Raw genomic sequence first — 14,855 nt, 5'->3', positions numbered from 1 at the left:
ATGGGGCTTACGAACCAGGGCAACAAAGAAAGGCCCGCTTTGCGGCAAAAGCCACATTGCGGTCGCAGGCAGACGACAAAGCAGTCACGCCAAGGCGTTCCTGTCATCACCGTCACGCTTTATCCTCTCCCATCCGGACTATTACCGTCGGCTCCGGAATCTCACCGGATCTGCTGACCCCAAAAGTCTTGCAACCTTTGGGCGCTCGCGGGCTTACCAGAAAACTGGTTTACCGCCGGTCGGGATTTGCACCCTGCCCTGAGAATAAGCGCCGTGTTTCAACGACAAACGTTGATCACAATTGATCAACAAGCGCACTTTATGAAAGCGCACCTGCATTGTCAAACACCTTAAAACCATTGAAAATTTGTGGTTTAAGTTTCCGAAAGAAGCTTTCCCGCCCGGAAGTGGAAATCACACCCGTTCTTGCGGGCTTCACGGGGGGCCCATTGGCAAACCGCGCATTTCTTGTCCGATGACCGGCTTTGGGTTTTGCATTCACGATGCAGATACCCGCCAAGCATCGCATCGATATAGCTACCCTCAAAGACGTCCACACCAAGGCTTCTGCCCATGCGCAGAGCTGTCCGGCTGTCACAGCGCGTCAGGATAAGGCTCTGGTCGGCAAACAGGGCTGCAAATTCACGCAGCCGTTCTGCCACCTCGGCACGACGGGACCCGACGATGTTTTGATCCCAGATGACCTTGATGAAATCGACATTCATTTTGCGCGGCGACAGGAATTCAAGTGCCGGCAACGTGATGCGGTCCAGACCGACCTTAATGCCAAGCGAATGCAGGAATTCGCAGGCATCCTCGAATTCCCACCAGTTCGCAATCGCATTTTCCATGGAAAACTCGATTGCCATGTTTTCGATCAGCTTGCCGTCATGTTCGGCAATGAAATCGGTGAACGTGTCGCTGTGCACCGTCTGGATCTGCATGTTGAGGTGTATTCGGTCCGGCAATATGGACGATGCCATGGATACCGTTACCTCCATGATCTTCTCATCGAGGACACGCGACAGGATTTCGATCTCCCCCGGCCCTTCCAACAGGAAACTGGCAAGGTGGTGCTGGCGCAGGTAATCAAGCGAACAATAGATTTCATGGCCCAGCACTTCGCGGCGGCTGTCATCAAAGCAGACAATTGCCTGGCGTCGGCAGGAATCAAACACAGCCTCGGTGGTGATGGCGCCTCGCAGCATTTCGGCCATATCAAAACGGACGGACGCGTCACTGCTTGGACGCTCGGCCACGGAAATGCCAAGCAGATCAGCAAGCTTTTGCTCGTCTTTGGGCCATTCGAAGCGGTTCCAAAGGTTTATTGGAATATGCCCAAGACCCTGCCGATCGATGACGTCGGTCAGGATTTCACGGATATGCTCGACAAAGGTGTTGTCGTCATTATTCCAGCTACCGGCACGCACAAACGCCACCATGCCATTTTCAAGGCGATAGACCTTGGTGTTCTCGGGGAGATTGTGGAAGGCATCGCGCGTAATGGCCTGATAATCCTCAGTACCAAGACGCAGGTCAGCCGGGATATTGAGGATCCCCAATAGCGGCGCCTTGCCGTTTGCCGCGTGTTTGCGCAGGCTTTCGACAAAGCGGTTAATCGTCAGTGCAGATTTGGTGGCGTGCGCGTTCATAGGCATTCCCGTTTGAATTGCACGGGACCATATCCCACGAAAGGGGTAATTTCAACCTAAATTACTATACCATCGCATAGATCCACTTCTGCCATTAGGGCAAGTTTGGTGAAGAAGGTTTTTGCTGGTACCCCGACCACGTAACCATCGACGCGATCTACAACGCGCAAGCCCTGCAGCGCGTTTGCCGTAAACACCGCATCGAACTCCTTGAGTTCTTCGGGTGCCTTTGGCTCGAAACTGACTTCGACTTCTGCTTCCTCGGCCCATTGCAGAACAAAGTCGCGCGCAAGCCCACACAGAATCCCGGTGTCTTCATCCGGAGTCCACAGGGTTTCGCCATCAATAGCAAACAGGTTGGCGACCGTGGTTTCGGCCACATGCCCCTCAGCCGACAGAATGATGGCGTCCTGCGCGCCGTATTTCTGCACTTCCTGCTTGGCTGCGATATTGTCCATGTAGTTGGTGCTTTTGATGCTACCTGCGACCGAATTCGGATTACGACGCACTTTCTGCGAGGTCGCCAACGTCAGACCAATATTCGGATCAACCGGCTCAAACGGTTCTGCGGTAATCAGGATGGTCGGATCCGGCGAACCGGGTGGCAGCAAGCCACGTTCGCCCGAGCCACGCGATACCGTCATCCGCACAACTGCATCCTTGCGGTGAATTTGCTCAAACAGTTTTGCGACGACTTCTTCGACTTCTTCTGTTTCCGGCAACAGGTCGAGCGGAAATTCGATCAGTTCGGCGTGGTGATCGAGGCGCCCCATATGGGCATCAATCCAGGCTATCTTGCCTTCATGGGCACGCATGGTTTCAAAAAAGCCGTCCCCCAGAAGGAATCCACGATCCGTTACCGGAATGGATGCTTCATCAAGATCACGAAAACTGCCATTCATCCAAACCTGCATTGCCCGGTCCCTTTAGTCGTTGTCGGCTCCCTGCCCGGAAGCACGTTTCAGAAAATTGGCCAACAGCGCATGGCCCTGTTCAGTCAAAACAGCCTCGGGATGAAACTGTACCCCATAGATCGGCAAGGTTGCATGGGCAAATGCCATGACTTCGCCATCCGGTCCCGTTGCTGTTTCGATTAAACTGCCATCATTTGGCAAATCAACAATTAACGAGTGATAGCGTGTGACTTGCAAAGGATTGTTTAACCCGGCGAACAAATCTGTCCCCGTATGGCTGATATGCGAAGTCATGCCATGTACCGGCCGCTTTGCACGCTTTACCGTGCCGCCAAACGCCTGGGCAATCGATTGATGCCCCAGACAGACACCCAGCATTGGGAACTCTGCCTTCAGACCATTGATCAGATCAAGACTGTTGCCCGCTTCATCCGGGCCACAAGGCCCCGGTGAAAACACGATGGCCTCTGGCGACAAATCACGGACACCCTCGACCGTTATGTCGTCATTTCGCACCACCTTGACCACATGTCCAAGTTCTTCAAGATAGCGGGCAAGATTGAAAACGAACGAATCATAGTTATCAATCAACAGGATCATGACAGATCCCCTGCCTTGATCCCGAACAGCTCGAACATCTTGGCTGCTTTAACGAGGGTTTCCTCGTATTCGAGTCCGGGGTCGCTATCAGCAACGATGCCGCCGCCCACATTAAACGCCATCTTGCCGCCATTCACACTCAGCGTGCGGATTGCGATGTTGGTATCCATGGTTCCGTCAAACCCGACATAACCGATCGCCCCGCAATAAGCCCCGCGCGTGGTTTCTTCGAGTTCGGTGATAATTTCCATCGCCCGGATTTTAGGGGCACCAGTAATAGATCCCCCAGGGAAACAGGCACGCAATGCATCAATCGCTGTTTTGTCCGCCTTAAGCTCGCCCGTCACGGTCGAGACCAGATGGTGGACATTGGCATAACTTTCCAAGGCACAGATCGCAGGTGTTTGCACAGTGTGAGGATTGCTCACCTTTGAAAGGTCGTTGCGCAAAAGATCAACGATCATAACATTTTCTGCGCGATCCTTACGCGATAGCATTAACTCTTGTGCCAGCTCGGCATCGCTTAACGGGGTTTCGCCGCGCGGCCTTGTCCCCTTGATCGGTTTGGTTTCGATCTGTCCGTTTGTGACCTTTAAAAACCGTTCTGGTGAATTTGACAGGACGGCAACATCCCCGAAATTCAGAAACGCCCCGAAAGGTGCCGAGCTGATGTCACGCAGACGGCGATAAAGATCAAACCGTTTGGGAATGTCGTCTGGTGCGAACTCTGCCCGGAAGCTTTGCGACAGGTTGGCCTGGAAAATGTCGCCAGCGAAAATGTAATCAATCACCCGCTGCACAGCTGCTTTGTACCCGGCACGATCAAAGTTCGATTGCCACGGCGATAGGCTTGGTGTGTGAGGAATATCGGGTGTGTCAATCAACGGACGGGCAAGTTTCAGATACTTGCGGATCAGCATCATGCGATCATTGGCGCGCTGATCACGTTTCGGCCCGGCCGCCTCTGGAATCCCTGTCGAGATCAGCCACATGCGGCGATCATGCTGATCAAACGCGATTACCAGATCATAGATCCCGACCGCCATATCCGGCATGGAAAGCCAATCATTAGCGGCAACAGGCAGCACTTCGGTTTGATGCGCCAGCTCATAGCCGAAATAGCCCACAACCCCGCCTTGGAATGGAGGCAGATCAGGATCTGTTTCGATCTGATAGCGCTGCAACAGATCGCCAAGCACATCAAACGGATTGCCCGGCACATCAAAGCCATCAAGCACCGCCTGCCCGTTCTTGGCAGTTAGTTTATGAAGCGGTGAAACCACGATATATGAGAACCGGTCACGGTCGCCGGAATCCAGAAAGTGACTATCGGCAAAAATGGCAAAGGCGCCATAGGCGTCGACAGGCTCAATATAGGGGCATTCTTCAATCAGCATTCGGCAGAGGCAATCTTGCGGGAAAAGGATCAAAACCGCAGCAACGTGCGGGTTACAGCCACATCAAGGATCCGGCACGCCAATCTAAGCGATTCTTTTGTCATCTGGCGAAGGTTTTTATGCGCGGGTGCGCGTTTCACAGAGTGGCAAAAAGAAAAGGCCAACCTTTATGGGTTGGCCTTTTGCTCAAGATATCAATTTCGGATCACATCGAAGCGATACGCTCGAACGCCTCATTGAGTTTCGCCAGGGTATCCTTGGCTTCTTCCAACTTGGCTTTTTCGGCGGTGACGATGTGTTCCGGTGCGCGGCTGACGAACTTCTCGTTCGAAAGTTTGCCTTCCTGCGCCTTGATGTATTTCGTCTTGTCCTGGATTTCCTTTTCAAGACGGGCCTTTTCGGCAGCCACATCAATGAAATCGGCAACCGATACAAAGACGGTCACGCCATCGACCACGGTCTGGATTGCACCCTTGGCAATGGCTTCAACATCACCCTGCCCTTTGAAGGCAATATCGGCAACACGTGCAAGACGTTTGACCTGTGCTTCCTGTGCGCTTACCGCGGCCTTCATCGCATCGGTCGCATCGACAAGGTAGATCGGCACTTCTGCTGCCGGCGGTACATTCATTTCCGAACGGACACCGCGGATGTCGCCAATCAGGCGAATGGCCAGATCGACCTCGGCTTCGGCGTCACGGTCAATCAGGGACTCGTCAAACTGCGGATATCCCTCGGCGATCAGCATTTTCGAACGGCTGTCGGCGGTTTTATCCCACAGTTCTTCGGTGATGAACGGCATGACCGGATGCAGGATCAACAGGATCTGATCAAGAACCCATGCGGTAACCGCACGGATTTCGGCCTTGGCTTCCTCGTCGCTGCCCATCAGAACCGGTTTGGCCAGTTCCAGATACCAGTCACAGAATGAGCCCCAGACGAACTGATAGGCACTGCTGGCTGCGTCATTGAAACGATAGGTTTCAATACCGGTTCCAACTGCCTTGGCGGCCTCAGCCGTTTTGCCAACGATCCAGCGACCAAGGGTCGACTTCACGCTTGCCGGGTCAAAGCCATCGACCGGCTTGCATTCGTTCATTTCGGCAAAGCGCGCGGCGTTCCAAAGCTTGGTCGCAAAGTTGCGATAACCCTCAACACGCGATGCGGCAAGCTTGATGTCGCGTCCCTGCGCAGCAAGGGCTGTCAGGGTAAAGCGCAGCGCATCGCAGCCATATTCATCAATGATCTCGAGCGGATCGATGACGTTGCCCTTGGATTTGGACATCTTCTGACCGTGTTCGTCACGGACCAGCGCATGAATATAGACATCACGGAACGGTACTTTGCCATCCATGAAATACATGCTCATCATGATCATCCGGGCAACCCAGAAGAAGATGATGTCAAAGCCGGTGACCAGAACATCGCCCGGATAGTATTTCGCCAGTTCCGGGGTCTTGTCCGGCCAGCCAAGCGTCGAATACGGCCAAAGACCAGACGAGAACCAGGTATCGAGAACGTCGGTTTCCTGGGTCAGTTCGACATCCTTGCCATAATGGGTCTTGGCGGCTGCGATGGCTTCTTCTTCGGTTTCTTCAACAAAGAACTCGCCATCCGGACCGAACCAGGCCGGAATACGATGCCCCCACCAAAGCTGACGGGAGATACACCACGGCTGGATGTTGCGCATCCACTCAAAATAGGTGTTTTCCCAGTTCTTCGGCACAAAGCGGATACGACCGTCCTCAACGGCTTCGGTCGCCGGTTTGGCAAGAACTTCGGCATTCACGAACCACTGGTCGGTCAGATATGGCTCGATAACGACGTTCGAACGGTCGCCATACGGGACCATGTGAACAGTATCTTCGATCTTCTCAAGCAAACCGAGCTCGTCCATCTTGGCAACGATCTGCTTGCGGGCTTCAAAGCGATCCAGACCACGGTATTCCTCAGGCGCGTCGTCATTGATGCGCGCGTGATCATCCATGATGTTGATCTTTTCAAGGCCAGCACGTTTGCCGACTTCAAAGTCGTTGAAGTCGTGGGCCGGCGTGATCTTGACCGCGCCCGATCCTTTTTCCGGATCAGCATACTCGTCGGCCACAATCTTGATGCGACGGCTGACAATCGGAAGAATGCAGTACTGTCCGATCAGGTCCTTGTAACGTTCGTCTTCGGGATGAACGGCAATACCGGTATCGCCCAGCATGGTTTCCGGGCGGGTGGTTGCGACCGTCACGAACTCGCCATCGCGGCCTTCGATCGGATATTTGAAGTGCCAGTAATGGCCTTTGACTTCTTTCTGAACGACCTCAAGGTCGGAAATTGCGGTCAGAAGCTTCGGATCCCAGTTAACCAGACGCTTGTCACGATAGATCAGGCCATCCTTGTGAAGCTTGACGAATACCTTGCGGACAGCGGCCGACAGGCCGTCATCCATGGTAAAGCGTTCACGCGGCCAATCCGGCGATGCGCCCAGACGGCGCAGCTGGTTGGTGATCGTGCCTCCGGAATGTTCTTTCCATTCCCAGACTTTCTCGACAAACTTTTCACGGCCAAGGTCATGGCGCGTGACGTTCTGTTCGCCAAGCTGGCGTTCGACAACCATCTGGGTCGCGATACCGGCATGGTCGGTACCTGGCTGCCAAAGGGTGTCTTTGCCCTTCATGCGGTTGTAACGGATCAGGATATCCTGAAGCGTAAAGGTCAATGCATGCCCCATGTGGAGGCTGCCGGTCACGTTGGGCGGCGGCATCATGATGACATAGGGATCAGCACTTGATGCCGGATCAGCGGCAAACGCCCCTGATTTTTCCCATTTATCGTAAAGTCTGCCTTCAACATCGGCCGGGTTGTAGGTCTTCTCCAACATGGTCTTTTGATCCGCTGCGGGTTTCATCAGTTATACAAAGAAAAAGCGGCGCACCGTTGGCGCGCCGCTCGAATGTTAAAATCGGCTCGCCTACAGGTCTTCGGCGCGGTTCACGATCCGCTCGATTTCCTTTTTCACAAGGCGTTCGATCATATAGGGAAGGTTTTCGTCAAGCCATTCCTTAAGCAACGGACGCAGCATATCGCGCACCAGATCCTCAAGGGTTGCATGACCCGCGTTGATGCCAAGGGCAACTGCGCGTTTCTTTGCAACAGCTTGCGCCAGTTCCGAGATGGTGCCGGTAGCCGTCGATTCCGTCATATTCGAAATCAGCGGTTCGTCATCATCCTCGTCATCATAGAGCGCTGGCATAGCCGGTTCCGGTTCTGGCTCTGGTTCCGGCTCTTCGAATTCTTCTTCCAGAGGCGTCTCATCGAAATCGAGCATATCGTCGAGTTCGAGTTCTTCCTCTTCTTCCGGCTCGTCAAGCTCTAGCTCTTCGGGTTCGTCATCGAACTCGAGTTCCTCGGGCTCTTCGTCCAGAACGAGTTCGTCGATTTCTTCTTCTGGTTCGGGCTCAGGTTCCGGCTCCGGCTCAGGTTCTGGCTCGGGTTCCGGTTCTGGCGTCGGTTCGGGTTCAGGAGCAGCTTCCTGTTTTTCTTCATCCCCCTCATCGGCAAGAATCTTGCGGATGGACTGGAGGATATCCTCCATGGAAGGTTCTTGTTGCCCGTCACTCATAATTAAACTTCCGCACTAGTGTCATTTAACCAGACCGATCCGACCCAAGTCCGAAGGCAGGGTGACATCACCCTGCCCCGACCATCAACAAATCAATCCGTTCCCCACCACTGGCCCTTGACCTTATTATAGTTGGACTCAGTGTCATAAATTTCGACTGGCAGACCGAGGACCTGCGCATTGAGCGCGCCCATGGCAGCCTTCACCTGGAATTCGGCAACCGCGGCATCACGACGCGATCCCACAAGGTCCACACGTGCCTGCAGCAGTTCCTGTTCCTGATCAAGCACATCAAGAACGGTACGCGAACCAACCGATGCTTCGCGCTGAACACCGTCAAGGGCTACTTCGGCCGATGAAACCTGTGCTTGCTGCGATTCGATGCTTGCACGCGCCGTTACGAGCGTTTCCCAGGCACTGGTGGCGTTCTCGATCACCGCACGGCGTGCCTCATCAATCTGAATGCGCGCCTGACCGGCAGTCTGTTTGGCCGAACGCACGTTCGAGAAAACAGCACCCTGCTGATAAAGCGGGATCGAAACCGACGCGATGATGTCTGCGCTGTCCGCTGTGAAATCCTCGGTCGAGGATTCGTGTGCACGTTCAACGCCAGCCGCCAGATTGACTTCCGGATACAGCGAACCTTCGCTCAGTCGAATGTCAGACTGTGCTGCTTCTTCGGTGTAAACCGCCTGCAGAACGTCCGGATGCTGACCCTGTGCGATCGACAGGACATCAGAAATGCTGGTCGGCAGCCCCGCAAGCGGGTTCGGAATTTCAAGATCGCTCGGCGGATTGCCAACAAGGCGCTCATACTGCGCACGGGTATTGGCCAAGGCACCCTGTGCCGAAATCAGATCAGCCTTTGCACCGGCAAGGCGTGCTTCAGCCTGGGAGACGTCGGTACGGGTCACTTCACCAACCGCAAAGCGATCACGTGTTGCTTCAAGCTGACGTTCCAGAACGCGAACGTTGTTCTGGTTAAGCTCGACAACCGCCGTATCACGCAGAACGTTGAAATAGGCCGTTGAAACCTGCAGCATCACATCCTGCTCGGTCGAGCGCAGGGACGCGCGCGCTGCCTTGATGCGGGATTCTGCACGTTCGGTTTCTGCAGTCGTACGGCCACCACGATAAAGCGGCTGGGTAACATCCAAGCCAACCGTATAAGGGGTCAGGCTGTTATCGGTTTTGGTGCCGTTGACTTCGGTTTCGTAGTCACGGACGCCAGCGCTACCGGAAAGGCTGACACTCGGCCGCCAGTTTGACAGGGCCGAGGAAATTTCTTCGTCGGTCGAACGCAGCGATGCGCGACCGGCTTCAAGTGTCGGGTTGCTCTGGTACGCCTTGATAAGTGCGTCTTCCAGACTTTCTGCAGATGCGCCGCCGGCAACCATGCCTCCGGTCGCCAGAATACTGCAGGTCAGCAAGAACCGTTTGATCATTTATCTACCCTTGTAAAATCCTACACCAAGTCCCGACCCCGGCGCAGTTTCACGTATGGTAACGACGGAAGGAAAATTTTCCAAGAAAAGAGGCATTTGCATCAAAAAAAAGTAATGTGCCCCGTTTCGCCGTCATTGCCATTCTCAATCGTAGCGGCTCATATCGCGCTCAACTTCAAGCGCCCATGCATCTATACCGCCGCGAACATTAAAAACCTCTTTAAATCCACGGTCCTCAAGGAACCTGCCAGCATGGCGACTACGAACGCCGTGATGACAAATGATGGCCAGAGGCACATCAGGCGCCAGTTCATCCACCCTGCCCGACAGTTCGGAAAGCGGAATATGAAGCGCCTGACGGATCGCACAGATTTCCAGCTCCCAGTCTTCACGGACATCAAGCAAGGCAATCGGTGATGCGTCATCAAGTCGCGATGCAAGTTCTTCACAACTGATATCGAACACCATCAATCCTCAATCCGCGCCCGTTCAGACTCCGAAAGCAAAATCAGAAGACAAAGCTGTCGGCCGGCTCGAAGCCCGGAAGATACGGAATGTTCGCATCAAACAGATCACGATGACCAATGACACCGTTTTCACGTTCATAAAGGCGTGCCACACCAACCTTGCCCGGCTCACGGACAACAGCCAGCAAACGACCGCCTTCGGAAACCTGTTCAAGGATCGCTGCCGGTACTTCGGCAACAGCACCGTCAAAAACAATCACATTATAAGGTGCCTGTTTGGCATAACCCGCCGCCAGATCACCTTCGACGACGATAACGTTGTCGTAGTTCTGGGCCTGGAAAGTCGCCTCGGCAGCAGCAGCCATTTCCTTGTCGCTTTCAACGGCCACGACCGTTTCCGCCACGCGGGAAATCAGCGCACTGGAATATCCATAGCCAGCGCCAATCACCAGAGCCACATCCGTCTCGGCGATCTCGGCATTCTGCATAAGACGCGCGATCACCATCGGCTCCATGGCGAAACGACCGCCGCCGACTGCGATATCTTCGTCGATATAGGCAACGCCGCGCTTGCCTTCGGGCAGGAACAGTTCGCGCGGAACCCCTTCCATCGCTGCGATGACCAGCGGATCGGTAACCTTGTTGGTCCGAACCTGATTTTCCACCATGTTATGGCGCGCGATTTGGTAATCCATGATTATCTGACCTGAAAATTCTCGCGAGAAACAGACCGTAGTCCCCTTAGTTGTCCCCAAAGACGGCTACGGCAATTGCCCTGTTTATAGTTGGCACTTAAGCACCTGACAACCACGGATCAAGCGCAAACCCCTCTTTGAGCGTGGATTTTCTGTTCTTTTGATCTGCGCGCGATGTCGCGACGAAGCAATTTCGCCTGGTTTGCAGCAGATCAATGACAACTTTGTCAAAATCAGGGAGTTAGAACTTACAACAAAAAGCATTTTACACGACCACAAGGCAAAACTATACCTAGGTATATATTCATAATCTAAACACAAGCATCACTTGAATAAAACGCTTTGCCTTCTTGCTTGGCGTCCATGCACCACGATTTGACGCAATACGGTACAATTTAGGGGAACACCTGTCATGCGTGATAATGGTCCTATCACCAATCGCGAAGTTGAAATGGATGACAAGGATATCCTTGTCTCGAAAACGGACACTGGGGGACGTATCGAGTTTTCGAACAAAGCCTTCGTTGATATCAGCGGATTTAGCGATGAGGAGTTAGTCGGCTCTCCGCACAATCTGGTGCGTCATCCAGATATGCCGAAGGAAGCCTTTGCCAATTTGTGGCAGACCATTAAAAGCGGTGTGCCTTGGCAAGGACTTGTAAAGAATCGAGCCAAGAACGGCGACCATTACTGGGTCCGAGCGAATGTCACTCCGACCATCGAAGACGGCGAGGTTACCGGCTACATCTCAATCCGAACCAAGCCAACAGCGGCAGAAAAGAAACACGCGGAGAGCGTTTATGCCGATATTCGCAAGGGCGAAGCGAAAGATATTGGCCTTGAGTTTGGTGAGATCATTGACACTAGTGCAGCTTCGAAGATCAAGGGCTTCTTTGCCGGCATCAAGGGATCTCTCGCGCTTGCGTTCGGCACACTGCTCGCCCTCATGTTTCTGATTGGTGGCTACGCCCTATATAGTGAGTTTCAGACTGAGAAAGCACTAGAGAGTGTTTATGAAAACAGGGTCAAACCGCTAAACCTTCTCAAGCAGGTGTCCGATGATTATGCGGTATTTGTCGTTGATGCATCGCATAAGGTGCGTAATGGCAACTTCACTTGGCAAGAGGGTATCGATAGCATTGACCTTGCGGAAAAACGCATCAAAGAGAACCTCGAAATCTATTTTGCGCGCAACACCGACCCGGAGGAAGCCGAGACAATTCAGGCAGTGCAAGGTCTTATCCCTCCTGCTGATGCATTGATCGAACGGTTGCGCACGATATTCTTAGAAAAGGATACATCTGCCCTCGATGCCCTGGTAAAGGACGAACTCTATCAGACAATAGACCCGTTAACCGAACAGATCGGCAACCTTTCAATTGTGCAAAATGCAATTGTCGGAGATCAGGTCAATGATGCAAGGGGAGCATTCTTTGTCGCCGTAACTGTTACATCTGCAATCCTCTTGGCTGCGGCGGTTCTCACCCTAATCTACGGGACCCTGCTGATCCGCAAGTTCCGCCGCCCGCTCGATGAAATGGGCAAACACTTTGACGCGATAGCACGAAATGATTCCGCCTATCTGATCCCGCTTCCCGAAATGCCGGACTTCAAGTCCCTAACCCAACAGCTTCGCGCTTTGCATGCGAAACTGGCCTATAACCGTTTGGAACGCGACGAAAATGAAGCCAAGGCCAACACCCAGCGAATTGTCGCATTGCGTGGTCTTGCAGAAACAGTCGAACAGGAACTGCAAAAGGTTGTCCAGTCGATCATTGATCAGACACAACGCTTGAACTCAGCAGCAGGCGATATGGCGGGCTCTTCGGAACGTGTATCAGAGAACTCCGAGAGCGTTGCGGCTGCCGCCCACGAGGCGCTGGCAAACGCCGAAACCGTCTCTGGCGCCTCCGAAGAACTGGCCGCATCGATCCGTGAAATCAGCCGCCAGATTGAGGAGGCAACGACACTTACTGCTGAAGCCAATCAGGCTGGACAGAGTGCAGAACAAACTGTCACGTCGCTTAAGGATAGCGTTGATCGCATTGGGGAAGTCGCAGAACTTATCGGTGACATTGCGGCCCAGACGAACCTTCTGGCCCTGAACGCCACCATCGAGGCAGCCCGCGCCGGCGATGCGGGCAAAGGTTTTGCCGTGGTTGCGCAGGAAGTGAAAAACCTTGCCAACCAGACCGCAAAATCGACCGAGGAAATCACCCGTCAGCTTGGAGAAATCCAGAATGTTACCGGCTCGGTGGTTTCCACTGTGCAGCAGATGACCGCAAGCATCCGCAAGGTTGACGAGGTTGCCTCAAACGTCGCGGTCAATGTCCGTCAACAGGATGACGCGACACAGGAAATTGCCCGAAACGTTGTCCAGACGGCCGAAGCATCCAACGAAGTGACCGAAAAGATTGGTCATGTTGCATCCGAAGCACAAGACAACCTTACCCGCGCGGCCGACATGAACCGGATCGCCGAAGAAGTCGATGCAAGCATCGCTGAACTGCGCACCAGCCTTGTTCGAATCGTTCGCACGGCAACTCCGGAGGTCAACCGCCGCAAAGACCCACGTTTTGATGCACAGCTTGCAGTGACGATAAAAGTTGGTGGAAAATCAATCCGCGGTCAGACCATCGACATTTCAGCCGGTGGGACCAAAGTGTCACTCAGCGATCCAGTAACCAAGGGCACCAAAGGTGAAATTACCATTGAAGGGCCAAACACGACCATCCCGTTCGAGGTCGAGCACGCTCTTGATACCATCGCCAACCTCGATTTCGCGCCAAGTAATATCCGTGAGGAACGCTTGAAACCTTGGCTTGAAAAACGCTTTGGTAAAACGAGCACTTAACTCATTTGGCGACCATCGACAGCCAAAACGTCTAAGCGATTACAACCGTCCGGGAGGATTTCCCGGACGGTTTTTTCTTTTTCATGCGCCTATTCTTCGGGCCTTCGGAAAAATGTAAAATTGGGTGCTTGACGGGCTATGTTTGTTGAGGCTATACACCGCTCCAGCCAACGCGAAGGCGCGATGGCGGAGTGGTTACGCAGAGGACTGCAAATCCTTGCACGCCGGTTCGATTCCGGCTCGCGCCTCCACTGGTCCGGCATAGCTCAGTTGGTAGAGCAAATGACTGTTAATCATTGGGTCGCAGGTTCGAGTCCTGCTGCCGGAGCCATAAACCCCTGGAACTCAGTTCCGGGGGTTTTTGCTTTTGGGCCAGAATTATATTCCCACACATTCAACAGTGCGTGCAGACCTCCCCCGTCATCGATAACAATGTGTGAACCTCAGTCAAATTCAACCATTTGGGAAATGCCGCAGAGCACTATTCCGCCTGTCGATAGCAGGACGTGACCATGTTGAAAAAAGACGCGATTTTGGCCGGATTTTCTCAAAAAAGGTCTTGCGGCCCTCGGACTGTTTGATTATACACCTGCCACGCGCATCGGAAGACGCGCGACGCCTGATCCGGCATAGCTCAGTTGGTAGAGCAAATGACTGTTAATCATTGGGTCGCAGGTTCGAGTCCTGCTGCCGGAGCCAATTAAAAAGGGACCGAACATCACGTTCGGTCCCTTTTGCTTTAGAACGTCAGATAACGGATGTTTGCGCCATGAAAACCGTAAAGATTGATCTGCGCGAAGTCGAACTCGCCACCCTGTCCGGATCCACCCGTGGCTGGCTGATTATTGGTGACAGCGGCGCCATTCATGGAATGGTTCATCCGATTGACGGCGAACTGTTTACGATTTCATCAAACACAGATCCGCGCATTCAGGCCTTTGGCTGGTGCCCGATGTTTGACAGCCTTGCCCATGTGCAGGGTGATCTTGAAATCGCGCTGGCCATGTCATCCCAGGCCGAGGTTGAAGCCTGGCTCGAGGAATCGGAACGCTTTGACGAGGAAGGCCACCACGGGCACGTCCATTAATCAAGGCCGCCTGCCCGGTTCTGCCAGCTATCCCCAAATTTTGCCGCATCGCACTGCCATAAAAACTTCGTGGTGGCAGTGCTTTATTGATGCACAACAAATCAATATAATTGGCATCGCTCTAAAATACC

General features: G+C 53.6%; 11 protein-coding genes, 3 tRNA genes and 1 riboswitch. Of the genes, 5 read left to right on the top strand and 9 right to left on the bottom strand.

Annotated elements, in window-relative coordinates; translation table 11 throughout:
* Positions 1-117 precede the first annotated feature (117 nt).
* A riboswitch (FMN riboswitch) is annotated at positions 118-270 on the bottom strand.
* A gap of 104 nt (positions 271-374) precedes the next feature.
* From CMO10_RS17145 to CMO10_RS17105, 9 genes are all read right to left on the bottom strand, one after another.
* Positions 375-1,652, bottom strand: coding sequence for an EAL domain-containing protein (locus CMO10_RS17145; RefSeq protein ID WP_297024519.1), 1,278 nt, complete (start codon positions 1,650-1,652; stop codon positions 375-377).
* Positions 1,653-1,708: 56 nt separating this feature from the next.
* Complete coding sequence (locus CMO10_RS17140; RefSeq protein ID WP_297024517.1) at positions 1,709-2,566, bottom strand: aminotransferase class IV; 858 nt, start codon at positions 2,564-2,566, stop codon at positions 1,709-1,711.
* 12 nt (positions 2,567-2,578) lie between these two features.
* Entirely contained in the window at positions 2,579-3,166 is a 588-nt protein-coding gene (locus tag CMO10_RS17135; RefSeq protein ID WP_297024516.1) for an anthranilate synthase component II, read from the bottom strand.
* Positions 3,163-4,563, bottom strand: coding sequence for an aminodeoxychorismate synthase component I (gene pabB / locus CMO10_RS17130; RefSeq protein WP_297024513.1), 1,401 nt, complete (start codon positions 4,561-4,563; stop codon positions 3,163-3,165). The genes CMO10_RS17135 and pabB overlap by 4 nt, the downstream gene beginning before the upstream one ends.
* 205 nt (positions 4,564-4,768) lie before the next feature.
* Positions 4,769-7,435, bottom strand: coding sequence for a valine--tRNA ligase (locus tag CMO10_RS17125; RefSeq protein ID WP_297024511.1), 2,667 nt, complete (start codon positions 7,433-7,435; stop codon positions 4,769-4,771).
* Positions 7,436-7,525: 90 nt separating this feature from the next.
* Positions 7,526-8,149 (bottom strand): DUF2497 domain-containing protein, encoded by a 624-nt coding sequence (locus CMO10_RS17120; protein ID WP_297024509.1) that lies wholly within the window; start codon positions 8,147-8,149, stop codon positions 7,526-7,528.
* Positions 8,150-8,268: 119 nt separating this feature from the next.
* Positions 8,269-9,621, bottom strand: coding sequence for a TolC family outer membrane protein (locus CMO10_RS17115; protein WP_044828898.1), 1,353 nt, complete (start codon positions 9,619-9,621; stop codon positions 8,269-8,271).
* Between the two features lie 144 nt (positions 9,622-9,765).
* Positions 9,766-10,089, bottom strand: coding sequence for a rhodanese-like domain-containing protein (locus CMO10_RS17110; RefSeq protein ID WP_297024507.1), 324 nt, complete (start codon positions 10,087-10,089; stop codon positions 9,766-9,768).
* A gap of 40 nt (positions 10,090-10,129) precedes the next feature.
* Positions 10,130-10,783, bottom strand: coding sequence for a protein-L-isoaspartate O-methyltransferase family protein (locus tag CMO10_RS17105; protein ID WP_297024506.1), 654 nt, complete (start codon positions 10,781-10,783; stop codon positions 10,130-10,132).
* Positions 10,784-11,195: 412 nt separating this feature from the next.
* Here CMO10_RS17105 and CMO10_RS17100 point away from each other — a divergent pair, with 412 nt between their 5' ends.
* The 5 genes from CMO10_RS17100 (at position 11,196) to CMO10_RS17080 (ending at position 14,724) form a co-directional block, all read left to right on the top strand.
* Positions 11,196-13,637, top strand: coding sequence for a methyl-accepting chemotaxis protein (locus tag CMO10_RS17100; RefSeq protein ID WP_297024504.1), 2,442 nt, complete (start codon positions 11,196-11,198; stop codon positions 13,635-13,637).
* Between the two features lie 177 nt (positions 13,638-13,814).
* Positions 13,815-13,888, top strand: a tRNA-Cys gene (locus CMO10_RS17095).
* 4 nt (positions 13,889-13,892) lie between these two features.
* Positions 13,893-13,968 (top strand) — tRNA-Asn (locus CMO10_RS17090).
* Between the two features lie 292 nt (positions 13,969-14,260).
* Positions 14,261-14,336, top strand: a tRNA-Asn gene (locus tag CMO10_RS17085).
* 70 nt (positions 14,337-14,406) lie between these two features.
* Positions 14,407-14,724 (top strand): hypothetical protein, encoded by a 318-nt coding sequence (locus CMO10_RS17080; RefSeq protein WP_297024503.1) that lies wholly within the window; start codon positions 14,407-14,409, stop codon positions 14,722-14,724.
* The last annotated feature ends 131 nt before the right edge of the window (positions 14,725-14,855 follow it).

Source organism: Thalassospira sp. (assembly GCF_002709775.1).
Taxonomy (GTDB): domain Bacteria; phylum Pseudomonadota; class Alphaproteobacteria; order Rhodospirillales; family Thalassospiraceae; genus Thalassospira.
This window is presented reverse-complemented; position numbering and strand designations above follow the sequence as displayed.